20 protein-coding genes and 1 pseudogene are annotated in these 22906 nt (G+C 68.1%); 12 read left to right on the plus strand and 9 right to left on the minus strand.

Annotated elements, in window-relative coordinates:
- Genes pstB through pstC form a run of 3 tightly spaced genes read right to left on the minus strand, consistent with a single transcriptional unit; the run spans position 1 to position 2780 of the window.
- Positions 1-816, minus strand: coding sequence for a phosphate ABC transporter ATP-binding protein PstB (gene pstB / locus KBY95_RS02450; protein ID WP_254963087.1), 816 nt, complete (start codon positions 814-816; stop codon positions 1-3).
- Between the two features lie 49 nt (positions 817-865).
- On the minus strand, positions 866-1774 hold the full coding sequence (gene pstA / locus KBY95_RS02455) for a phosphate ABC transporter permease PstA (protein ID WP_254963088.1): 909 nt from the start codon (positions 1772-1774) through the stop codon (positions 866-868).
- Positions 1775-1826: 52 nt separating this feature from the next.
- On the minus strand, positions 1827-2780 hold the full coding sequence (pstC, locus tag KBY95_RS02460) for a phosphate ABC transporter permease subunit PstC (RefSeq protein WP_254963089.1): 954 nt from the start codon (positions 2778-2780) through the stop codon (positions 1827-1829).
- Positions 2781-2904: 124 nt separating this feature from the next.
- On the opposite strand from pstC, the gene dnaK reads away from it, so the two are divergent.
- The 4 genes from dnaK to murQ all read left to right on the plus strand — a co-directional run bounded on the left by dnaK (position 2905) and on the right by murQ (position 7446).
- Complete coding sequence (gene dnaK, locus KBY95_RS02465) at positions 2905-5052, plus strand: molecular chaperone DnaK (protein WP_254963090.1); 2148 nt, start codon at positions 2905-2907, stop codon at positions 5050-5052.
- Positions 5053-5057: 5 nt separating this feature from the next.
- Positions 5058-6002 (plus strand): DnaJ domain-containing protein, encoded by a 945-nt coding sequence (locus KBY95_RS02470; protein ID WP_254963091.1) that lies wholly within the window; start codon positions 5058-5060, stop codon positions 6000-6002.
- A gap of 86 nt (positions 6003-6088) precedes the next feature.
- Positions 6089-6499 carry a DUF3110 domain-containing protein gene (locus KBY95_RS02475; RefSeq protein WP_254963092.1) on the plus strand — a complete coding sequence of 137 codons (411 nt, stop codon included), beginning with the start codon at positions 6089-6091 and terminating at the stop codon, positions 6497-6499.
- On the plus strand, positions 6496-7446 hold the full coding sequence (gene murQ, locus KBY95_RS02480; RefSeq protein ID WP_254963093.1) for an N-acetylmuramic acid 6-phosphate etherase: 951 nt from the start codon (positions 6496-6498) through the stop codon (positions 7444-7446). The genes KBY95_RS02475 and murQ overlap by 4 nt, the downstream gene beginning before the upstream one ends.
- Here the strand turns inward: murQ and mtnP are convergent.
- On the minus strand, positions 7409-8383 hold the full coding sequence (gene mtnP, locus KBY95_RS02485) for an S-methyl-5'-thioadenosine phosphorylase (RefSeq protein WP_254963094.1): 975 nt from the start codon (positions 8381-8383) through the stop codon (positions 7409-7411). The genes murQ and mtnP overlap by 38 nt on opposite strands.
- 49 nt (positions 8384-8432) lie before the next feature.
- Between mtnP and KBY95_RS02490 the strand changes: the two genes are divergently transcribed.
- Positions 8433-8873 (plus strand): peptidylprolyl isomerase, encoded by a 441-nt coding sequence (locus KBY95_RS02490; protein WP_254963095.1) that lies wholly within the window; start codon positions 8433-8435, stop codon positions 8871-8873.
- Here KBY95_RS02490 and ribBA read toward each other — a convergent pair.
- Positions 8870-10567, minus strand: a complete 1698-nt coding sequence (gene ribBA / locus KBY95_RS02495; RefSeq protein WP_254963096.1) for a bifunctional 3,4-dihydroxy-2-butanone-4-phosphate synthase/GTP cyclohydrolase II — start codon at positions 10565-10567, stop codon at positions 8870-8872. The two genes, KBY95_RS02490 and ribBA, sit on opposite strands and share 4 nt — an antisense overlap.
- 91 nt (positions 10568-10658) lie before the next feature.
- Here ribBA and argC point away from each other — a divergent pair, with 91 nt between their 5' ends.
- Positions 10659-11723 (plus strand): N-acetyl-gamma-glutamyl-phosphate reductase, encoded by a 1065-nt coding sequence (gene argC / locus KBY95_RS02500; RefSeq protein ID WP_254963097.1) that lies wholly within the window; start codon positions 10659-10661, stop codon positions 11721-11723.
- Here argC and purN read toward each other — a convergent pair.
- Positions 11714-12373 (minus strand): phosphoribosylglycinamide formyltransferase, encoded by a 660-nt coding sequence (gene purN, locus KBY95_RS02505; protein WP_254963098.1) that lies wholly within the window; start codon positions 12371-12373, stop codon positions 11714-11716. The two genes, argC and purN, sit on opposite strands and share 10 nt — an antisense overlap.
- A gap of 7 nt (positions 12374-12380) precedes the next feature.
- Between purN and KBY95_RS02510 the strand changes: the two genes are divergently transcribed.
- The 3 genes from KBY95_RS02510 to KBY95_RS02520 are packed head-to-tail and all read left to right on the plus strand — an operon-like array spanning position 12381 to position 15341.
- Positions 12381-12725 carry a DUF1257 domain-containing protein gene (locus KBY95_RS02510; RefSeq protein WP_254963099.1) on the plus strand — a complete coding sequence of 115 codons (345 nt, stop codon included), beginning with the start codon at positions 12381-12383 and terminating at the stop codon, positions 12723-12725.
- Complete coding sequence (locus KBY95_RS02515) at positions 12718-14466, plus strand: M61 family metallopeptidase (RefSeq protein WP_254963100.1); 1749 nt, start codon at positions 12718-12720, stop codon at positions 14464-14466. The genes KBY95_RS02510 and KBY95_RS02515 overlap by 8 nt, the downstream gene beginning before the upstream one ends.
- On the plus strand, positions 14463-15341 hold the full coding sequence (locus tag KBY95_RS02520) for an N-acetylmuramoyl-L-alanine amidase (RefSeq protein WP_254963101.1): 879 nt from the start codon (positions 14463-14465) through the stop codon (positions 15339-15341). The genes KBY95_RS02515 and KBY95_RS02520 overlap by 4 nt, the downstream gene beginning before the upstream one ends.
- Positions 15342-15347: 6 nt before the next feature.
- Here KBY95_RS02520 and KBY95_RS02525 read toward each other — a convergent pair whose 3' ends face one another.
- A complete protein-coding gene (locus KBY95_RS02525; protein ID WP_254963275.1) occupies positions 15348-16040 on the minus strand; it encodes a helicase DnaB in 693 nt (230 codons plus the stop codon).
- A 352-nt stretch (positions 16041-16392) separates the two neighbouring features.
- On the opposite strand from KBY95_RS02525, the gene KBY95_RS02530 reads away from it, so the two are divergent.
- The 3 genes and pseudogenes from KBY95_RS02530 to fghA all read left to right on the plus strand — a co-directional run bounded on the left by KBY95_RS02530 (position 16393) and on the right by fghA (position 19998).
- Positions 16393-17994 carry a glucose-6-phosphate isomerase gene (locus tag KBY95_RS02530; RefSeq protein ID WP_254963102.1) on the plus strand — a complete coding sequence of 534 codons (1602 nt, stop codon included), beginning with the start codon at positions 16393-16395 and terminating at the stop codon, positions 17992-17994.
- A 19-nt stretch (positions 17995-18013) separates the two neighbouring features.
- The gene (locus KBY95_RS02535; protein WP_254963103.1) at positions 18014-19126 is read left to right on the plus strand and encodes an S-(hydroxymethyl)glutathione dehydrogenase/class III alcohol dehydrogenase; all 1113 of its coding nucleotides are present in this window, start codon (positions 18014-18016) and stop codon (positions 19124-19126) included.
- 24 nt (positions 19127-19150) lie between these two features.
- Positions 19151-19998: pseudogene (gene fghA / locus KBY95_RS02540) on the plus strand (S-formylglutathione hydrolase).
- Here fghA and leuS read toward each other — a convergent pair.
- Both leuS and KBY95_RS02550 read right to left on the minus strand, forming a co-directional pair.
- Positions 19982-22606, minus strand: coding sequence for a leucine--tRNA ligase (gene leuS / locus KBY95_RS02545; RefSeq protein ID WP_254963104.1), 2625 nt, complete (start codon positions 22604-22606; stop codon positions 19982-19984). The pseudogene fghA and the gene leuS sit on opposite strands and share 17 nt — an antisense overlap.
- A gap of 45 nt (positions 22607-22651) precedes the next feature.
- Positions 22652-22891 carry an Hfq-related RNA-binding protein gene (locus KBY95_RS02550; RefSeq protein WP_254963105.1) on the minus strand — a complete coding sequence of 80 codons (240 nt, stop codon included), beginning with the start codon at positions 22889-22891 and terminating at the stop codon, positions 22652-22654.
- Between the last annotated feature and the right edge of the window lie 15 nt (positions 22892-22906).

The following is a 22906-nucleotide window of genomic DNA, read 5'->3' on the forward strand; positions in this document are numbered from 1 at the left end:
TCAGCCGAAGCGTCCGCTGACGTAGTCGAGCGTTGACTGCTGACTGGGGGAGTTGAAGATGTTTTCGGTCTCGTTGAATTCCACCAGATAGCCCACTTTCCCTGAACCTCCTTCGACGGCCTCGGCGTTGAAGAAGGCTGTCATGTCGGCCACGCGCACAGCCTGCTGCATGTTGTGGGTCACGATCATGATCGTGTAGCTGCGCTTCAGTTCGTGCATCGTCTCCTCGATCTTGAGGGTTGAGATCGGATCGAGCGCCGAGCAGGGTTCGTCCATCAGGATCACCTCGGGTTCCGTGGCGATGGCACGGGCAATGCAGAGGCGTTGCTGCTGGCCGCCCGAGAGGGAGAAGCCGCTTTCCTTGAGCTTGTCCTTGCACTCATCCCAGACGGCCGCCTTGCGCAGGGAGCGTTCCACCAACTCGTCCATGTCGCCTTTGTAGCCGTTGATCCGGGCACCGAAGGCGATGTTCTCGTAGATGGACTTGGGGAAGGGATTGGGCTTCTGGAACACCATCCCGATGCGACGCCGCACCTCCACGGGATCGACGCGCTTGTCGTAGAGATCGTGCTGATCAAAGATCACCCGGCCCTTGAGGGAGCAACCGGGGATCAGGTCGTTCATGCGGTTGAGCGCCCGCAGCACCGTGCTCTTGCCGCAGCCCGAGGGGCCGATGAACGCGGTCACCTTGCCCTTCGGCAGATCCATGTAGACGTTCTTGACCGCTTCAAAGCTGCCGTAGGAGATGGTGACATCCTGCAGGGACATGCAGACGTCGCTGGCCACGGTGGAGGAGGAAGAGGAGGAGGAAGTCATGTCAGGAACGAAAGGAAACGGAGCCGGAGGAAATGGGCAGGGAGAGCGATCAGGCGCGAGTGGCGTGGCTGATCCAGCGGGCCAGCAGGTTGGCTCCAAGAATCATGAGCACCAGCACGAACGAAGCGGCCCAGGCCAGTTGGTTCTGTGCTTCGTAGGGCATGATCGCGAAGTTGAAGATCAGCACCGACATGGTGGCGATCGGATTGAACAGTCCTTCCGGCCAGAAGGGGGAGAACAGGGCCGTGAAGATCAGGGGCGCCGTTTCACCGGCGGCCCTGGCAATCCCCAGCACCACGCCAGTGGCGATGGGCGTGAAGGCGGCGGGCAGGGTGATCTGGGTGATGGTGACGAACCGGGAGGCACCGACCCCGTAGGCACCCATGCGCATCTCCTGGGGAACGAGCAGCAGGCCCTCGTAGGTGGTCTTGATGACGGTGGGCAGCATCAGCACGGAAAGGGCGATGCCGCCGGCCATGGCGCTGAAGCTCTGGTCGAAAAAGATCCGCGTGGCGACGATCAGGGAATAGATGAAGACGCCGCAGATGATCGATGGAACCCCGGCGAGCACGTCGTTGCCGAAGCGGACGAACTTGGAAAACCAGCCGTCCTGGGCGTATTCCGAGAGGTAGACGCCACCGCCCACACCCACGGGGATGGCGATCAGGGAGGCGATCAGGGTCACCACGATCGTGCCGAGGATGGCGTTACCGATGCCCCCGCCCTCCAGTCCAGGTGCCGGTGGCAGTTCGGTGAGCAGCTGCAGGCTGAGCAGACGCCCCCCCTGGATCAGCACATAGATCAGCACCAGGAAAAGGGGAATCACCGCGAGGGCGGCGAACGTGCCCGCAACGGCATTGGCGATCTGGTTCAAGCGATTGCGCTTCAGACCAGGGTCGTAATGGAGGGTGAGCCGCTCGGTGAACTGGCTGGTCGTTGGTGGGGACGTGACGGACATGGCCTGGGGACGTCGTTGGCGAGGTGGAGGGACTGGAAAGGAAGAACGGGCGTCAGTAACGCAGGCTGAGACGCCGCACGATCCACTGGGCCAAGACGTTGACGACGAAGGTGAGGATCATCAGCACGACGGCCGCGTACATCAGGGCCGAAACCTGAATCCCATCCGCTTCACCGAACTGGTTGGCGAGCATCGAGGCGATGGTGTTGCCCGGAGCCAGGAGGGACAGGCTGAAATTGAGGGAGTTGCCGATGATCATGGTGACAGCCATGGTTTCACCCATGGCCCTTCCGAGGGAGAGCATCACCCCGCCCATGATCGACGAGACGGCCGCGGGCAGGATCACGTTGAAAATCGCCCCCCAGCGGGTCGTGCCGACCCCGTAGGCCCCCTGGCGCAATTCAATCGGCACCTGGTTGAGGGCATCACGGGAGATGGCGGTGATGATCGGCAGCACCATCACCACCAGGATCAGGATCGCTGGAGCCGTGCCGGGGCCCTGGGGCTCGGTGGAAAAGAACGGCGTCCAGCCCAGGGTGGTGTGCAGCAGGGAGAGGAACGGCCGGATGGCCGGTTCCATCACGAAGATCGCCCACAGGCCGAGGACCACGGAGGGGATGGCGGCGAGGAGCTCCACCAGCAGGCCGATCACGTCCCTGAGGCTGCGGGGGAGCAGATCCTCGGTGATGAAAATCGCCGTTCCCAGGCCGATGGGCACCGCGATCAGCAGGGAAAGAACCGCGGTGACGAGGGTGCCGTAGATGGCGATCAGGGCGCCGTACTGCTCGTTGACCGGATCCCAGGCGGACGTGGTCAGGAAGCGCAGGCCAAAGGTGGCCATGGCTTCCCTGGCGCCGGTGAACACCGTGACGAAGATGGCCAGCAGGATGATCCCCACCGAGGCGGCCAGCACCAGGGTGAGCTGGCGGAAGCCGATGTCGGTCAGCTTTTCCTGGGGGGGACGTCGTCGAAGGGTGAACGCGTCGATGGGTGGAGCGCTCCTCATGCAGGGATGGTGCCGGTCGGCATGGACGTTCCACCTGATCTGAGCACGAGTTTCAGCCCCCGCGTTTAAGCTCGGTTTAACGGCCGTCAGGCTCCGGTAGCGTTGGGGCGCCATCAGGACATCCATGGGGCGCATCGTCGGCATCGATCTGGGCACCACCAACTCGGTGGTGGCCGTGCTCGAAGGCGGCAGGCCCCAGGTCATCGCCAATGCCGAGGGGGGGCGCACCACCCCTTCGGTGGTGGGATTCAGCCGTGATCAGGAGCTGCTGGTGGGCCAGCTGGCCCGACGCCAGCTGGTGCTCAACCCCCGCAACACCTTCGCCAACCTGAAGCGTTTCGTCGGACGCAGCTGGGACGAGCTGGACGAGGGCAGTCTGGGGGTGCCCTACAGCGTGCGCGCCAACGACCAGGGCAATGTGCGCGTGATCGCGCCGGCCACCGAGCGGGAGTACGCCCCTGAGGAACTGGTGGCCTCCATCCTGCGCAAGCTGGTGGATGACGCCACCACCTACCTCGGCGAGGAGGTCGAGGCGGCCGTGATCACGGTGCCGGCCTATTTCAACGACGCCCAGCGCCAGGCCACCCGCGATGCGGGCCGGTTGGCGGGAATCGCTGTGGAGCGGATCCTCAACGAGCCCACCGCAGCGGCCCTGGCCTACGGCTTCGATCGCAGCACGGTCAAGCGGGTGCTGGTGTTCGACCTCGGCGGTGGCACCTTCGATGTATCGGTGCTGCGCATCGCCAACGGCGTCTTCGACGTGATGGCCACCAGCGGCGACACCCAGCTGGGCGGCAACGACTGGGACCGGCGCATCGTCGACTGGGTGGCCGAAGCCTTCCTGCAGCAGAATGGCCTCGACCTGCGTCGCGACCGCCAGGCCCTGCAGCGACTCACCGAGGCCGCCGAGAAGGCCAAGGAGGAGCTGTCGGGGGTCCAGAGCACCCCGTTGTCGCTGCCCTTCATCGCCACGGGACCCGATGGCCCCCTCCACATCGAGACGACCCTGGAGCGGAGCACCTTCGAAGGCCTCTGCCCCGATCTGCTCGACCGGCTGCTGCGGCCGGTCCAGAGGGCCCTGCGGGATTCGGGCCTGACGGCCGACGCCATCGATGACCTGGTGCTGGTGGGGGGCTCCACCCGCATGCCCATGGTGCAGGAGATGGTGCGCACCCTCATTCCCCGCGAGCCCTGCCAGTCGGTCAACCCCGACGAGGTGGTGGCGATCGGCGCGGCCGTGCAGGCCGGCATCCTCACTGGTGAGCTGCGCGATCTGATGCTCAACGACGTCACCCCCCTCTCCCTCGGCCTGGAGACGATCGGTGGGGTGATGAAGGTACTGATCCCGCGCAACACCTCCATTCCCGTGCGCAAGTCGGATCTGTTCAGCACCTCGGAGGCCAACCAGTCGTCGGTCGAGATCCACGTGCTGCAGGGCGAGCGCCAGATGGCCGCCGACAACAAGTCCCTCGGTCGCTTCCGCCTCTCCGGCATTCCACCGGCCCCCCGCGGGGTGCCCCAGGTGCAGGTGTCCTTCGACATCGATGCCAACGGCCTGCTGCAGGTGTCCGCCACCGACCGCACCACCGGACGTCAGCAGAGCGTCTCGATCCAGGGGGGGTCGAACCTCAGCGAGGAGGAGATCAACCGCTTGCTGGAGGAGGCGGAGCGCAAGTCGGTCGAGGATCGCCGCAAGCGGGCCGTCATCGACCGCCGCAACCGCGCCCTGACCCTGGTGGCCCAGGCCGAACGGCGCCTGCGGGATGCCGCCCTCGAGCTGGGGCCCGCCGGAGCCGAACGCCAGCAGCGCGCCGTGGAGCTGGCCCTGCGGGATGTGCAGGATGTGCTGGCCCAGGACGACCCTGCCGACCTCGACCTGACCGTCAGCCAGCTTCAGGAGGCCCTGTTCGGGCTCAACAGGCGCCTGCTGGGGGAACGGCGTTCGGAGAGCGGCCCGCTCAGGGGACTCAAGAACACCCTGGGCTCCCTCAAGGACGAACTCTTCGCCGACGACGACTGGGACGACTGGGGCGGATCGGGCCGCTCCGATCCCTGGGCCAGCCCGCCGCGGTTGCCCCAGCGGGATGCCTACCCTCTCGGCCGCTACGCCGAGCGGGAGGGGGGCTACGACGACGACCTTCCTTCCCGCCGCTGGGAAAACGGCCGTTCCTGGGATCGGCAGGAGCCCCTGGATCGCGACCTGGCGTCCGAGCGGCACCGCCCCCGCCGTGGCGGCAGGGCCGATCAGGATGATCCCTGGGCCGACGGCTGAGGGTCGTGAGCCAATCCACCCGCTCGGATTCGGTGGCGACGGCCGCCCGCGACCACTGGGAGGTGCTCGGTCTGGCGGCGGGTGCCGACGCGGCAAGCATCAAGCGGGCCTTCCGCCAGCAGGCCCGCCGCTGGCATCCCGACCTCAACGGCAACGATCCGGTGGCCGAGGCCCGCTTCAAGCGGGTCAACGAGGCCTATGCGGTGCTCTCGGATCCGATCCGGCGCCGCGCCTGGGAGGCCGGCGAGGGGCAGGACAGTGCCGGCTTCGAAGCCGATCCCTTCGCCACTGGCTTCCCCCGTTTCGAGGACTACCTGGCCCAGCTCTTCGGCCAGGAGCGCCGCAGCGCCCGGGCCTGGGCTGAGGAGCCCGAACAGGAGGAGCCCCCCGATGCCGGCAGCGTCACTGCGGCACCGGCCTCACCGCCCCCGGTGATGGCCGCCAGCGACGAGGAAACCCTGGTGAGCCTCACCCCGGAGCAGGCGCTTTCCGGCCAACGACTGGAGCTGGAGTTGCGCGACGGCACCGTGGTGGAGGTCTGGTCGCCGCCCCTGGCGGGGGATGGCTGGCGGCTGCGGCTGGCCGGGGTGGCGGCAGGCGGCGCTGATCATTTCCTGCAGTTGCGGGTTCGCACCGAAGAGGGCTTGCGCATCGATGGACTGCGGGTGCTCTACCAACTCGATCTGCACCCTGCGGATGCCGCCCTCGGCTGTCAGGCGGTGGTGCCCACCCTGGAGGGTCCCGTGCGGCTGCGGGTGCCCCCGGGTTCCTCCAGCGGCCGGTTGCTGCGCCTGCGGCACCGGGGCCAGAGCCAGGGGGAGCACCGGGGTGACCAGCTGGTGGAAGTCAGGATCGTTGTGCCGGCCACCCCGACAGAGGCGGAGGAGGCCCTGTTCCGGCGCCTGCAGGAGCTGCACCGGGAGCAGGGCAGCGTTCCCATCAACGACTGACCGTCACAGGGGCAGCCAACGGATGAGACACTGGCCAACGCCCCATCCCGAACGATGTGACTGCCAGCGGTCCCCCACCCAAACCGGTGCATGTCCTGCTGTTCGATCCGGGCAGCGACCAGGAGGGCATCCATTCGCTCGAGCTCGGGGGGCGCACGGTGGTGCTGTTGTTTGAGGACCCGGATGACGCCGAGCGCTACGCCGGCCTGCTCGAGGCCCAGGATTTTCCGGTGCCCTGTGTTGAGGCCCTGGACCGGGAGGAGCTCGAGACGTTCTGTGCTGAGGCTGGCTACGAAGCCCGCTTCGTTCCAGCCGGCTTTCTGCCCAACAGCGAGGAGGAGCGGCTGCTGATTGCGCCGCCCGAACGCAACATGGACGTGACCACCTGGAAGGAGGAGCAGGCGGCGGCGGCGCAGGCTGGCTCCGAGGGCCCCGACGGCTCCGGCAGCGATCCCGAGCTGGAGGCCTTTCGTCGCCGCCTCGAAGGACTGCTTTGAGCGATCCCGGCAGCGACAGGGGCCATCTGCTCACCGAGCGGCCCAACCCGGCTAGCGACGATCTCGACCGCCTGCCGACGGCCAGCCTGGTGGAGCTGTTCTGCGCCAACGACCTGCTGCCCCAGCAGGCGGTGGCCGCTGCCGCGCCGGCCCTGGCGGCCGCCATCGATGCGATCGCGGCTCGCCTGTCGGGCGGCGGGCGCCTGTTTTATCTGGGGGCCGGTACCTCCGGCCGGCTGGGTGTGCTGGATGCGGCGGAGTGCCCGCCCACCTTCTGCAGTCCCCCTGAGCTGGTGCAGGGTGTGCTGGCGGGCGGGGCTGCGGCCCTGCTGCGCAGCTCTGAAGGGCTGGAGGACCTGCGGGAGGCGGGCCGGGACGACCTCAACCAGCGGGGCTTCGGCCCAGGTGATGCCCTGGTCGGCATCGCCGCCGGCGGCACCACCCCCTATGTGCTGGGGGGGCTGGCCCATGGCCGCGCCATCGGGGCCCTCACCGTGGCCATGGCCTGTGTGCCCGCTGAGCAGGTACCGATGCCCTGCGACATCGATATCCGCCTTCTCACCGGCCCGGAGCTGCTCACCGGCTCCACCCGGCTCAAGGCAGGCACGGCCACCAAGATGGCGCTGAACATCTTGTCCACCGGCGTCATGGTCCGCCTGGGCAAGGTCTTCGGCAACCGAATGGTGGATGTGGCCGTCACGAACACCAAGCTGGAGGACCGGGCCCTGCGCATCCTGAGGGACCTGGCCGGAGTACCCAGGGAGGAGGGCCTGGGCCTGCTGCAGCGATCCGGTGGATCAGTGCGACTGGCGCTGCTGATGGCGGCCTCCGGCCTTGGGGTCGAGGCGGCACGGGCGGCGCTGGAACACCACGGCCCCGGCCTGCGCCAGTGCCTCGAAGCCCTCGGCCTCAGCTTGCCGCCGTCGTCGACGCCTCCTCTGGCGTGAACGGTCCCCAGTAGGGGGCTGTGAACAGCTCGGTGCGGCGCCGGGTGGCTGGCGGCACCTGGGCGGCCGGGGTCATCAGCGCATCACGCAGCGCCTGGTGGGCCGGGCTGGGGGGGCGCAGGGCCTGGATCCGCTCGGCCGCCAGGCGCACGATCTGTTGGGCCAGCAGCGCATTGGCGCGCAGGTTGTCAATCACCAGTTCGACAGTGACGGCATCATGCATCGCGTGCCAGCAGTCGTAGTCGGTGACCATCGCCAGGGTGGCGTAGGCCATCTCCGCCTCACGGGCCAGGCGGGCTTCGGTGTGGTTCGTCATGCCGATCACGGCGCAGCCCCAGGAGCGGTAGAGCTCGGATTCGGCCCGGGTGGAAAAGGCCGGCCCCTCCATGCAGAGATAGGTGCCGCCGCGGTGCAGCTGGCGACCTTCCGGCATCAGGCTGTCGCTCACGTCGCCCAGCACCCTGGAGAGCACGGCGCAGTAGGGATCGGCGTTGCCCACGTGGGCCACCAACCCCTCACCAAAAAAGGTGAGGGGTCGCTGCATGGTGCGATCGATGAACTGATCCGGCACCAGCATGTCGAGGGGGCGCACGCTCTCCTGCAGCGAGCCAACGGCCGACACCGACAGGATCCAGCGCACGCCCAGGGAGCGCAGGGCCCAGAGGTTGGCCCGGTAGGGAACCTCACTGGGGGTAAAGGTGTGGTGGCGGCCGTGCCGGGCGAGGAACACCACCTCCAGATCACCGATGCGCCCCATCCGCAGGCTGTCGGACGGGGGCCCGTAGGGGGTCTCAACGGTCAGTTCGCGAACATCCTCCAGGCCCTCGATGGCGTAGAGGCCGCTGCCACCCAGCACCCCAAGGCGGGCATGGGCAAGATCGGGGCTGGCCAGACCGCCGGCCTGGGGGGATGGGGAGCGGGGCTCGGAGGTAGCCATGGAAGCAGGGTGCCCTGGACAGATACAGTCGAAGTTTGCCTCCCCGACCGTGACCAAGGCCCTGATGGACACCGACGCCGGCCTGATCACCATCGATCTGTTCGACACCGATGCTCCCGGCACCGTCGCGAATTTCGTCAAGCTCTCCAAGGATGGCTTCTACGACGGCCTCGCCTTTCACCGGGTGATCAATGGCTTCATGGCCCAGGGGGGCTGTCCCAACAGCCGTGAGGGTGCCCGCGGAACGGCCGGCACCGGCGGCCCCGGCTACACGATTCCCTGCGAGATCAACGCCCAGAAGCACAAGGCCGGCAGCCTGTCGATGGCCCATGCGGGCCGCAACACCGGCGGAAGTCAGTTCTTCCTCTGCCACGGCCCCCAGCCCCACCTGGATGGTCAGCACACCGTGTTCGGTCACACCGAAAACATCGATGTGGTGCTGGCGCTCAAAAACGGCAGCCGCATCCGCACGGTGACGATCGAGGACTAGCCCCAGACGATGAAGGCCCCGGGGGTGAGGTTGAGCAGGGGGCAGGCGAGGGTGCCGGCCGGCTGACCATCCCCGGCTTCCGCACCCGTGGCAGCGGCTGGCACGAGGTCGGCCAGTTGGCGACGCTCCGGTTCCAAGTCGATGCTCGGATGGCCTTTGCGGCGGGAGTCGGGTGCCAGCAGCAGCGTCACACCGGAGGTGCCCTGCCAGCGGGCCACCTCCATCAGCGGGCCGGCCAGGTCGGCGGCCGTCAGCTGGCGGCCCTGCTGGGCGGCCAGCAGCAGGGCCAGACCAGGGCGATGGAGCAGGGCGAGCAGGCGTGGGTCCTCCTCACGCTCCAGCACCAGGCCCTTGCGCCGAGCCCAGTCCCGCAGGCTCTCAAGGCGGCTGGCCCCCAGCAGCGGATCCACAGGGCCGTGCCAGCCGAGCACGGCCGTGAGTCCATGGGACTCGACATCCATCAGGTGCCCCAGCTTGGTGCGCTTCACCCGCAGGTAGGCGGCGTTGTGGATGCCGGGGTCCATCACCAGGGGGACCCGGTCGACCACCTGCAGGCCATAGCCGCCGAGCCCGGCGATCTTGCGGGGGTTGTTGGTGATCAGCCGCAGCCGATGCACACCCAGGTCGCTGAGGATCTGGGCCCCGACGCCATAGTTGCGCAGATCGGCGGCGAAACCCAGCCGCTCGTTCGCTTCCACCGTGTCCAGGCCGCCATCCTGGAGGCTGTAGGCCTTGAGCTTGTTGACCAGGCCGATGCCGCGGCCCTCCTGGCGCAGGTAGACCACCACACCTTCGCCGGCGGACTCGATCATGCGCAGGGCCGCTTCCAGCTGGGGGCGGCAATCGCAGCGGAGTGAACCGAAGGCATCCCCGGTGAGGCACTCGGAATGCACCCGCACCAGCACCGGCCCGGAGCTGCGCTCGGGGTATCCCTTGACGATCGCCACATGCTCACTGCCATCGAGCTCGTTGCGGTAGCCGATGGCCCGGAACTGCCCGAAGCTGCTGGGCAGGGAGGCCTCCGCCTGGCGGGCCACGAAACGCTCGGTGTCGAGGCGATAGCGGATCAGGTCGGCGATGCTGATCAGCCGCAGCCCATGCTGACGGGCGTAGTCGGCGAGCTGGGCCAGACGGGCCATGGAGCCGTCGGCGTTCTGGATCTCGCAGATCACGCCGGCGGGATAGAGCCCGGCCAGACGGGCCAGGTCGACGGCCGCCTCCGTGTGGCCGGCCCGTTGAAGCACGCCGCCCTGGCGGGCCCGCAGGGGGAAGACGTGGCCGGGCCGGCGCAGGTCGGCGGGGCGGGAGCCCGGATGGATCGCCACCTGAATCGTCCGGGCCCGGTCCTCCGCCGAGATGCCTGTGCTCACCCCCCGCTCCGGTCCCGCATCCACGCTCACCGTGAAGGCGGTCTGGTTGCTGTCGGTGTTGCGATCCACCATCAGTGGCAGATCGAGGGCATCGAGCCGTTCCCCTTCCATGGCCAGGCAGATCAGCCCCCTGGCATCGGTGGCCATGAAGTTGATCTGCTGGGGCGTGGCGAACTGGGCCGCACAGATCAGATCACCTTCGTTCTCGCGGTTCTCGTCATCGACCACCACGATCGACTCGCCGTTGCGGATCGCCGCCAGGGCATCGGCGATGGCATCGAAGTGAATTCCCGTGGACTGGCGTGGGCCGGACAGGACGGTCAAGGGAGCGGGGTGATGGACGTGGCCGATCCCTGAAAGGACCGAACCTTATTTATAGGGTGCCGGTACGATCCAGCGTTCTTTGGCGTTCCGCATGGCTGGACAGCGCGTTGCGGTGATCGGTGCCAGCGGCTACGGGGGACTGCAGACCCTCAGGCTGTTGCAGGGCCACCCCCATCTCTCGGTCAGTTTTCTGGGTGGGGAGCGCAGCACGGGCAAGCGCTGGAGTGAGTTGGTGCCTTTCCTCCCGCTGGAGGACGACCTGGTGGTGCGCTCGCCAGATCCGGACGCCATTGCTGCGGCCGCCGATCTGGCCGTGCTGAGCCTGCCGAACGGCCTCGCGGCCGGTCTGGTTCCCGATCTGCTGCAACGCGGCGTCAAGGTGGTGGATCTCTCGGCCGACTACCGCTACCGCTCCCTGTCCCATTGGGAGGAGGTGTACGCCGCCGAAGCCCGCCAGGTTTCCCGCCAGGACGACGAGCTCTGTCAGGAGGCGGTGTATGGCCTGGTGGAGGTGGCCGAAGCACGCATCCGGGAAGCACGGCTGGTGGCGGCTCCCGGTTGTTTCCCCACGGCCAGCCTGCTGGCCCTGCTGCCGTTTCTCGAGCAGGGACTGATCGAGACGGGCGGCATCGTCATCGATGCCAAGACGGGCACCTCAGGCGGCGGTCGGGCCGCCAAGGAAAACCTGCTGCTGGCTGAAGCCGCCGAGGCGGTCGCTCCCTATGGGGTGGTGGGCCATCGCCATACCAGTGAGATCGAGCAACTGGCGGCCCAGGCGGCGGGCCAGCCGATCCAGCTGCAGTTCACCCCCCACCTGATGCCGATGGTGCGCGGCCTGCTGGCCACGGTCTACGGCCGGCTGCGGGATCCCGGACTCACCGCCGAGGACTGCACAACCCTGTTGAAAGCCTCCTACCGCCACAGCTCCACCGTGCAGGTGCTGCCGGTGGGGGTATACCCCTCCACCAAGTGGGTGCGCAACACCAACCGCTGCCTGCTCTCGGTGCAGGTCGACCCGCGCACCGGCCAACTCATTGTGATGAGCGCCATCGACAACCTGGTCAAGGGGCAAGCCGGTCAGGGAGTGCAGTGCCTCAACCTGCTCAGTGGCCTGGAGGCGGGAACCGGCCTGCCGCTGCTGCCCTTCTACCCCTGAGCCAGCCGCTGGGCGGCCAGGGTCACAGCCAGCGGCAGGATCCGATGCTCCTGACGTTGGATGCGGGCATGGAGCCGCTGCCGGTCATCCCCCGCCAGCACCGGGACGGCCGCCTGCGCAAGGATCGGTCCCGCATCCACGTCGGCCGTCACCAGGTGGGCGGTGCATCCCGCCAGGGTGACCCCGGCGGCCAGGGCTTCCCCCACCCCATCGGCGCCGCGGAAGCTGGGCAATAAGGAGGGGTGGATGTTCACCAGACGATCCGGGAAGGCCTCAATCAGCACGTCGGTGACGATGCGCATCCAGCCCGCCATCACCACCAGATCGACCCGGTGCGTGCGGAACAGGGCGATCAGGGCGCCGTCGAGGGCCTGCCGCGACGGCTGGCTGCGGTGGTCGATCACCTGGCAGGGGATGCCGAGTCGTTCGGCCCGGCGTTGGGCCCCGCAGCCCTGCCGGTTCACGGCCAGCACGACCACCTGCCCCTGCAGAAGCCCCTGCGCGCAGGCCTCCACCAGGGCTTCGAAGTTGCTGCCCTCGCCGGAGGCCATCACCGCCAGTCGCAGCGGGGTCCCGCCGGCCGGAAGCGGCTGTGGCAATGGCCACTGGAGAGACCCGCTGGGATCGCTATGGTCGGCGGAATCGGGCATTGCGTCCATGTCCCATCTCTCCATCCTGCCCACCGTGCTGCGGGATGCTGATCTCCTGGGAGCCACACTTTCCACGCTCAAGCTTCCCTGGCGCCTGGGCGGTGAACTCGCTGGTTTCGGTGACGAGCGTCTACCGGTGACACTCCAGGTGCAGCTGAAGGACGGTCAGTCCCTGGGTTGGGCCCGCCAGGCAGATGGGTCCCTGGCCTTGGTGGGCGACCTCCAGCGCCTCAGCCGCAGCACCCCCCTGCAACGGCTGCTGGGCCAAATCACCCGGGCCTATGCCGCAAGAGCGGCCCTCCAGGAGGCCAGCCTGGCTCTTCCCACGGCGTCGATCGAGCTCCGTGTCTGACGACCAACCCCGTGGTGATGGGGCCGCCGGGCCGATCGTCCAGCTCGATCTGCGTGAACCCCACCGCCACCTGGTCAGGGTCACGCTCCAGCTCACGCCCCGTTGCCTGCAGCCGGAGCTGCGATTACCGGCCTGGACCCCTGGGTCCTACCTGATCCGCGACTACGTTCGCCATCTGGAGGCCCTGGAGGTGTCCCAGGGCGGGACGCCCGTCGCCACCTCCCGTGCGTCGCAGGCCTGCTGGCGTCTGGATCTCAGGAGCCTGGCGCCGCTTGTGATTCACTATCGCCTCCAGGCCACCGAGCTGAGCGTGCGCACCTGCCATCTCAGTGCTGACCATGGCTTCCTGGCCCTGGCCGGTGTAGTCCTGCAGGTCAGCGGGGAACGCTGGCACCCCCATCGACTCGAGTTGCAACTGCCCGAGGGCTGGCAGGGGTTTGTTCCCCTTCCCTGCGACGGCACCAACGCCTGGATCGCTGCAGACTTCGACCAGCTCATCGACAGCCCGGTTGAGGTTGGCCCCCATCCCTGCCACCGGTTCAGCGTCGCTGACGTGCCCCATCGTTGGGTCACCTGGGGCGCCGACCTGCCCGCCGACGATCCCCTCTGGCTCGCCGACGTGGAACGGGTTGCCCTGGCCTGCTGCCGTCTGATGGGGGAACCGATCCCCGCCAGCCCCAACTATCTGTTCGTGCTGCATCTGCTGGCCGAGGCCTACGGCGGCCTCGAACACGACCACGCCAGCGTGCTGCAGTTCGGGCGCCGGGCCCTGGCGGCGCCAGGCGGTCGTCGCAAGCTGCTGCAACTGGTGGCCCATGAGTATCTCCACCAATGGAATGTGCGCCGCCTGAGGCCCGCTGAGCTCACCCCCATCGACTACGACCGGGTCGCGATCGTTCCCGGTCTCTGGTTTGCCGAAGGCGTCACCTCCTACCTCGACCTCCTGCTGCCCCTGGCGGCCGGCCTGGGCACGGAGGCCGAACTGCTGGAGGACCTGGGGGCCGACTTCAGCCGTTACCTGCTCACCCCAGGTCGCCGGGTCCAGGGGTTGCGGCAAAGCGCCGAAGAGGCCTGGGTGAAGCTCTACCGGCAGGACGCCTCTTCTGCCGACAGCCAGATCAGCTACTACCTGAAGGGGGCTGTGGTCGCCCTGGTGCTCGACCTGCACCTGCGGCGGCAGGGTTCCTGCCTGGCCATGGTGCTGCGGGCCCTCTGGCGCAGTCATGGGGCCTGGGGCCGGGGCTACCGGAACGACGACCTGATCGCTGCTTTTGCCGAGCAGGCCGCCGACCTGGCCGAGCTTCTGCCCCACTGGCTCGAGAGCACCGACGACCCCGACCTGGCCAGCTACCTGGCTGACGTGGGCCTGGCCCTGGTGCCGAAGCCTGCGACAGAGCCGTTCTTCGGCTGGCAGCTCGAGGACGCTGCAGACAGGCCGATGCAGCTGAAGCGGGTGCACAGGGACGGCCCGGCTGAACGGTCCCGCCTGCAGCCAGGGGATGAGCTGCTGGCCCTTGACGGACGGCGCCTGCGGCGTCCAGAGGACCTTTCCCTGGCCATCGGCCCCACCACGGTGCCGGCGGAACGAGTGTTGCTCTACTGCCGTGATGGCCTGGTGCGCAGCACCGGGCTGTGGCCCGACCCCCCTGCGGTGGCCAGTTGGCAGTTGGTGATCGACCCCCTGCTGAACAATGACCAGACGGGCCTGAACCGGCAGCGTTGGCTGTCTCTCCAGCCATGAGTTCGTCCCTGCGTCCCCTGGTACTGGCGGTGGCCGGCGCGGGTGTGCTGAGCCTCGGTGGTCTCACCTGGCTGGGACGCGACCTGTTCGGCGCCCCGGGCAATGCCGGCGGCCGTGCCTCCCTGCTCGACCTGCTTGACGAGGTGCGCCAGTCCCCAGGTGCTGGCGGGCAGCTGCAGCCACCTCCACCAGCCCAGACCCTGCCACCGCCCCATGCGGCCTGGCGAGCTCCGCTGGGTGGCGCCTGCCAGGCCGACCCGCTGCTGCGCAACCGCCTGCTCGCCCTGGCGGAACGCCTCCGTTATGAGACCATCCGGCTGCGCATTGATCCGAGCAACTACGGCGAGCGCTTTCGCCAGGATGTCTTCGGCCAGCCGCTGGACCCCACGCCCCAGGTCGTCGTGCTGCATGAGACCGTCTACGGCATCAACTCGGCGATCAACACCTTCATGACGCCCCACCCCAGGGACGAGGACCAGGTGAGTTACCACACCCTGATCGGCCTCGACGGCCGGGTGGTGGAGGTGCTCGATCCATCCAAACGGGCCTTCGGGTCCGGCAATTCCGCCTTCAACGGCCGCTGGGTGGTGACCAACCCGGAGGTGGGAGGCTCGATCAACAACTTCTCACTGCACCTGAGCCTGGAAACCCCACTTGATGGGGAGGACCAGGACAGCGCCCACAGCGGGTACACCGCGGCCCAGTACGACGCGCTGGCGATCGTCCTGGGCCGCTGGATGCGCCGCTACGGCATTCCGGCCAGCAACATCACCACCCACCAGCACGTGGATCTGGGTGGAGAACGGATGGATCCCCGCAGTTTTGACTGGCGCGAGCTGCAGCTTCGGCTCGCCTCCATCGGCGTCCTCTGCTGATCGGGCTCAGATGAGCGGGCTGGTGATCGGCTTGCGGCTGCCGTAAAGGAAGGCGTGAAGTTCCGGATCCTGCATGTAGCGGAGCACCCGCGCCGGGTAATCGAGCTTGCCGTTGTGCAGATAGGCCAGGGTGGCCATGGCCTTGGCGTCGGCCGGGTTGGTGCTGGCGTTCATCAGGGTCTGGCCGGAGAGGCCCAAGGCCTGCTTGAGGCGCACGAACTTGCCGACCAGCAGCCGCACGTTGCGATCAGGGTCGAGCAGCTGCATGCGGGCCTCATCAATCTGCTCCTGGGTGGCATCGGCCGGCAGCAGGCCCTGCTTGACGAGCTCACCGAGGCTGAGCTGGGCGGGCCCAAGGGTGCTGAACAAGCCGCTGCGGGCGGCCAGAGGGTGATCCTCACCGGGCTTGGCATGTTGCAGTTCATCGAACAGCACAGCGGTCACCAGCATCGGGTTGATGCCGTGACGGCGGCTCTCGCTGAGAATCACCGGCCTGAGCTCCTCAAGCCGACCGAGGGTATGGGTGCGCAGGGGTTGGAGCTGGTCGATGCCCTCGGTGAACAGCTGGGCGAGGCGAGGCTGGGGGCCGTGGACGCCGAAGCGGCGGTTCAGCTCGCGTAGCTCTTCGGGACTGAAATCGACCGGGTCAGGACGCAGACCTTCGCTGGTGGAGGGACTGATCAGGGGAAAGGCCTCGATGCCCCGCTCCGCTTCGGTGAGCAGGAAGGGGGTGCGGCCTTGGCGCTGGGGTTCGCGGCTGAAGGGAACGACACACAGTCCGATCGCCCCAAGCAGCAGCGTGGCGCGAAAAACGGCTGCCCCCCCCCCTCGAAGGCGAGAAAAGCTCGGAGGCTTAGTTCTTGCGAAGCGGGACAGCAAGCAAAAACGTGCTCTTTAGATCAATCGTAACGAACACTTCCGGATTTGCCCTCCTGGTAGGGCGCTCTCGCCGCTGGACCCTGTGGGGGAAGCCCCGCATCCGCCGATCCGCTTGCCGAATATGGAGGCGGATGGATACGGTTCGGGGGCCCGTCACGGCGTCCCAGGAGCCATGTCCCCGCTGCCGCCGTTGAACGGCCACGATTCCGCTGCCCTCTGGGAGCGTTTCCGCCAGCTGCTCTGGCACGATCCCGATCTCTCCCTCTGGCTGGATGTGAGCCGGATGGCTCTTGGGGAGGAGGATCTGGCCTCCTTCCAGGCCACCTTCGCCCGTGCCTTCGCGGCCCTGGAGGCCCTGGAGGCCGGGGCCATCGCCAACGCCGACGAAGGGCGTCAGGTGGGTCACTACTGGTTGCGGGCCCCGGAGCTGGCTCCCGATCCGGCTGTGGCGGTGGCCATCGCTGACGAAGTGGATCGACTCGAAGCCTTCGGGCGGGAGGTGCTGGCGGGCACGATCATGGCGCCCGGCGGCGGACCTTTCACCGACGTTCTCTGGATCGGCATCGGCGGCTCGGGCCTGGGGCCTCTGCTGATGCTCCGGGCCCTGCAACGCCAAGGCAAGGGGCTGCCGTTCCACTTCTTCGACAACGTCGACCCCGACGGCATGGCCCGCACCCTGGCCGGCCTGGACGAGCGCCTCACCACCACGCTGGTGATCGTGGTGAGCAAGTCGGGCGGTACCCCCGAACCGCATCTCGGCATGGTGCAGGCCCGGGCCCGGGTGGTGGCAGCCGGGGGCGATTGGCCTGCCCAGGCCGTGGCCATCACCATGAAGGGCAGCCACCTGGATCAGGAGGCGAAGGCGGCGGGATGGCTGCGGCGTTTCGACATGTTCGACTGGGTGGGCGGCCGCACCAGCATCACCAGTGCCGTTGGCCTGTTGCCCGCCGCCCTGATCGGCGCCGACCTGCGCGGCTTCCTGGAGGGGGCCGCCGCCATGGATCGCCTCACCCGGGTGCCCAGCCTGCGCGCCAATCCGGCCGCCCTTCTGGCCGCCTCCTGGCACGTGGCCGGTGGTGGCCGGGGTCGCCGCGACATGGTGGTCTTGCCCTACCGCGACCGACTGGAGGTGTTCAGCCGCTATCTGCAGCAGCTGGTGATGGAGTCCCTGGGCAAGCGGCTCGACCGGGAGGGCGAGGTGGTGCACCAGGGCCTGGCGGTGTATGGCAACAAGGGCTCCACCGATCAGCACGCCTACGTGCAGCAGCTGCGCGATGGGCTCGACAACTTCTTCGTGACCTTCATCGAAGTGCTGGAGGATCCCCAGGAGATCCCCACGATCGATGGCGAGTGCCCGGCCGACTTTCTCGAGGGCTTCCTGCAGGGCACCCGGGCGGCCCTCGCCGAACAGGATCGCCAGAGCATCACCATCACCCTGCGCCGCTTCGATGCCCGGGGCCTCGGCGCCCTGATCGGCCTGTTCGAGCGCGCCGTCGGGCTCTACGGAGAGCTGGTCAACGTCAACGCTTATCACCAGCCCGGGGTGGAAGCCGGCAAGCTGGCGGCCGCGGGGATCCTGGCGTTGCAGAGCCAGGTGGAGGGTCTGTTGGCCGATGGCCGGCCCCGAAGCCTGGCCGTGATCCAGACGGAACTGGAGCTCGAAGCGGTGGAGCCGGTGTTCTGGATGCTGCGCCACCTTTGTGCCAATGCCCGCGGCTATGGAGCCGTTGGCGACTGGGGTAGGCCCGACAGCCTGACATTCCACCACACCTGATAGGTTTCGGATCTTTCCCATGGTTCGATCCCGTGCCGCGGTCGCCTGGGCCGCCGGCCAGCCGCTGGAGGTCACCGAGATCGACGTGGAAGGGCCCCGAGCTGGCGAGGTGCTGCTGCGGGTGGTGGCCACGGGGGTGTGTCACACCGATGCCTTCACCCTTTCCGGTGCCGACCCTGAGGGGATCTTCCCGGCGGTGCTCGGCCATGAAGGTGGTGCTGTGGTGGAGGAGATCGGCCCGGGCGTGACCTCGGTGGCGGTGGGGGACCACGTGATCCCGCTCTACACGCCCGAATGCCGCGTCTGCCGCTTCTGCCTCTCCGGCAAGACCAACCTCTGTCAGGCGATCCGCGGCACCCAGGGCCGGGGCCTGATGCCCGACGGCAGCAGCCGCTTCTCCCGGAACGGCGAGCGGATCTTCCACTACATGGGCACCTCCACCTTCTCCGAATACACGGTGGTGCCTGAAATCGCCGTGGCCAGGATTGCCCCTGAGGCGCCGCTCGAGAAGGTGTGCCTGCTGGGCTGCGGCGTCACCACCGGCATCGGCGCCGTGCTCAACACCGCCAAGGTGGAACCCGGCAGCAGCGTGGCCGTGTTCGGCCTCGGCGGCATCGGCCTGGCGGTGATCATCGGAGCGGTGATGGCCGGGGCGGAGCGGATCATCGGCATCGACACCAACCCCGATAAGTTCGCCATTGCCGGCCTGCTCGGCGCCACCGAGTGCCTCGATCCGAAGGCCTTCGACGCCCCGATCCAGGAAGTGGTGATCGATTGCACCGATGGTGGGGTCGATTACTCGTTCGAATGCATTGGCAATGTTCAGGTGATGCGCGCTGCCCTCGAGTGCTGCCACAAGGGCTGGGGCGAATCCACGATCATCGGCGTGGCCGGAGCGGGCCAGGAGATCGCCACCCGGCCGTTCCAGCTCGTGACCGGGCGGGTGTGGCGCGGCTCCGCCTTTGGTGGGGTGCGGGGCCGCACGGAGCTGCCCGTCTACGTTGAGCGCTTCCAGCAGGGGGAGATCCCCCTCGATCGCTTCATTACCCACACGATGGGGCTGGAGGACATCAACCGGGCCTTCGACCTGATGCACGCCGGCGAGAGCATCCGCTCCGTGATCCACTTCTGAGTGCCTCAGGCGGCTCCCCCACCCATGCTTGAGCTGCTCAGCGAAAACCGCAGCTTCGGCGGTCTGCACCGCCGTTACCGGCACCGTTCCACCCAACTGAACGGGCGGCCACCCTGGCAGTGTTCCTGCCCCCCCAGGCCCTCGAGGGGGTCCGGGTGCCGGCCCTCTACTGGCTGTCGGGCCTCACCTGCACCGATGAGAACGTGATGCAGAAGGGCGGGGCCCATCGCCTCGCCGCCGACCTCGGCCTGGCCCTGGTGGCACCGGACACGAGCCCCAGGGGCCCCGAGGTGCCCACGGATCCGCAGGGTGGCTGGGATCTGGGCCCTGGGGCGGGCTTCTACGTGGATGCCACCGCCCCACCCTGGGACCGGCACTACCGGATGCACAGCTACGTGGTGGAGGAACTGCCCGCCCTGTTGGAAGCCCAGCTGCCCCTGGGCCAGGCCCGCAGCATCAGCGGCCATTCGATGGGGGGCCATGGTGCCCTGGTCGCGGCCCTGCGGCACCCGGGCCGTTACCGGTCGGTGTCCGCCTTCGCCCCGATCTGCCACCCCACGGCTTGTCCGTGGGGGCAGAAGGCCTTTGGCGCCTACCTGGGTCCGGATCAGCGGGCGTGGGCCGACTGGGATGCCTCGCTGCTGCTGGCTTCAGCGGCGCAGCGGCTGCCCTTGCTGGTGGACCAGGGCCTCGCCGATCCGTTCCTCGAGAGCCAACTGCGGCCCGCCGACCTGGCGGCGGCGGCGGCAGCGGCCAACCATCCTTTGGAGCTGCGCTACCAGGAGGGCTACGACCACAGCTACTTCTTCATCGCCAGCTTCATCGACGACCATCTGCGTCACCATGCGGCCGCCCTCAGGGCACCAGATTGACCAACTTGCCCGGAACCACAATCACCCGTCGGGGCGGCTGACCCTCCAGCCAGCGCTGGGCCACCTCGCTCTCGAGCGCCAGGCGCTCCAGGGTGGCCGCATCGGCGTCGGCGGGCACCTCCAGGCTGCCGCGCATCTTGCCCTTCACCTGGATCACCAGGGGGATGGTGTCGCGCACCAGGGCGGTTGGATCCACAACAGGCCAGTGCTGGCGATGGACACTGGCCTCCGCCGCGACGGTCGCCCCATTCCCGACGCCGCTGAGCTTCTGCCAGAGCTCCTCGGCCAGGTGGGGCGCGAAGGGGGCCAGCAGGATCAGCAGGGTGGACAGCGCCTCGCGGCCAGCCGCTGGGCTGGCCCCCTCCAGATGGGCGGTCAGGGCATTGCTGAGCTTCATCAGCTCCGAGACGGCGGTGTTGAGCTGGAGCTCGCCCTCCAGGTCTTCACTGATGGCGGCGATGGCCGTGTGCACGGCCCGCCGCAGCTCTCTGTCGCCATCGCTGAAGCAGGGGGGACCGGGCTCCTGCATGGGCTGCGCTCCTGGTCCTGAAAGGCGCAGGCCTCGGCCATGGGCCGCGTCCACCAGGCGCCAGAGGCGCTGCAGGAAGCGGTACTGGCCTTCCACATCGGCGTCGTCCCACTCCAGATCCTTCTCCGGGGGCGCCTTGAACAGGATGAACATGCGGGCCGTGTCGGCGCCGTAGCGGTCGATCACCACCGCTGGATCGACGCCGTTGTGCTTCGACTTGGACATCTTTTCGTAGAACACCTCCAGCACCTCGCCGTTGATCGGATCGCGGGGGTCGCTGGCGTCGGTGACCTGGGCCGGCGCCACGTACTGGCCGGTGTGGGGATTGCGATAGGTGATGCCCTGCACCATGCCCTGGGTGAGCAGGCGGGCGAAGGGTTCGGAGAAGCCCAGCAGGCCCCGGTCCCGCAGCACCTTGGTGAAGAAGCGGGAATAGAGCAGGTGCAGGATGGCGTGCTCTATCCCGCCCACGTACTGGTCCACGGGCAGCCAGCGGTCGACGGCGCCGCGCCCGAACGGCCGCTGGTCGTTGTGGGGGTCGCTGTAGCGCAGGTAGTACCAGGACGAACACATGAAGGTGTCCATGGTGTCGGTCTCCCGCTGGGCGGGGGCGCCGCAGCGGGGGCAGGGCACGTTCACCCAGGAGTCCAGCTTGGCCAGGGGGGTACCCCCTTTGCCGCTCAGGGGGATGTCCCGGGGCAGTTCCACCGGCAGCTGCTCCTCGGGGACCGGCACAACGCCGCAGCTGTCGCAGTGGATCACGGGGATGGGGCAACCCCAGTACCGCTGACGCGAGATCAGCCAGTCGCGCAGGCGGTACTGCACCCGTCCCTGTCCCCAGCCCAGGGCTTCGGCACTGGCGACGATGCTCGTTTTGGCTTCGGCTGTGGTCAGACCGTCGAAGGGACCGGAGGCGATCAGCACACCGGCTTCGGTCCAGGCCTGGCCCTCGTAGGCGTGGGGGTCGGACCCCTCGGGGATCACCACGCGCCGCACCGGCAATGCGTATTGGCGCGCAAAGCTGAAGTCGCGCTGGTCGTGGGCCGGTACCCCCATCACGGCACCGGTGCCGTAGTCGGCCAGCACGTAGTCGGCGATCCAGACGGGAATCCGCTCGCCGCTGGCGGGGTTGCGCACCCAGGCACCGATCGGCACACCGCGCTTGGGCCGGTCCTCGGCCGTGCGCTCCTGCTCGCTCTGGCGGCTGACCAGATCGCAGAAGGCGGCCACGGAGAGGCGGCAGTCGTCGGTGGTCAGCTCAGCCACCAGGGGATGGTCTGGAGCCAGCACGACATAGGTGGCTCCGAAAATGGTGTCGGGCCTGGTGGTGAAGACGGTGATGCCGGCTCCGGATTCGGCCATGAAGGTCAGCTCGGCCCCGAGGGAGCGGCCGATCCAGTTGGCTTGCATCGTGCGCACCCGCTCCGGCCAGCCCTGCAGGCAGGGGAGATCGTCGAGCAGGGCATCGGCGTAGGCGGTGATCTTCAGAAACCACTGCCGCAGCCGGCGCTTCTCCACCTGGGCGCCGGAGCGCCAGGAACGCCCCTCGGCATCCACCTGTTCATTGGCCAGCACCGTCTGGTCGATCGGGTCCCAGTTGACAGTCGCCTCCTTGCGGTAGGCCAGGCCGGCATCGAGAAACTGGAGGAACAGCCACTGGGTCCAGCGGTAGTAATCGCTGTGGCAGGTGGCCACCTCTCGGTCCCAGTCGATGGAAAGGCCCAGGCGCTTGAGCTGCTCGCGCATCTGGGCGATGTTGTGGTCGGTCCAGGCACCCGGGTCGACGCCCCGTTCGATGGCGGCGTTCTCCGCCGGCAGTCCGAACGCATCCCAGCCCATGGGGTGCAGCACCTGGCGCCCCCGAAGCCGGGCCGCCCGGGCGATCACATCGGTGATCACGTAATTGCGCACATGGCCCATGTGCAGGCTCCCCGATGGATAGGGGAACATCGACAGGGCGTAGTAGGTGTCGCCAGCGTCGTCGGCGAGGTCAGGTGTGGCGTGAAGTCCCAACTGCTCCCACTGCAGCTGCCAGCGCTGCTCGATCAACTCGGGCTCGTAGCGGGAGGGGTCTGTCACGGGCCGTATGGGGTGGGAGTGATCGTGTCACAGCCCATGGATCGCTCAGCTGAGGGCGCGCAACGAGGCAATCGCCGTCAGGCTGATCAGCAGCAACGGGGTGCCAGGTTCGGTGCTCATGGCCAGGAAATGGCTGTCCTGCCAGCGGATGATGCCATCACACTCCTGGCCGGTCAGCAGCACCACGTTCACGGGAGTGCGGATGCGGATCAGCTCCTGAACATGGCGCACACTGGGCAGGGTCGTATCGAGCCTGGGCCCCCGGCGTTCAAAGAAACTCTGCATAGGATCGACCCCAAC

Source organism: Cyanobium sp. Aljojuca 7A6 (assembly GCF_024346455.1).
Taxonomy (GTDB): domain Bacteria; phylum Cyanobacteriota; class Cyanobacteriia; order PCC-6307; family Cyanobiaceae; genus Cyanobium.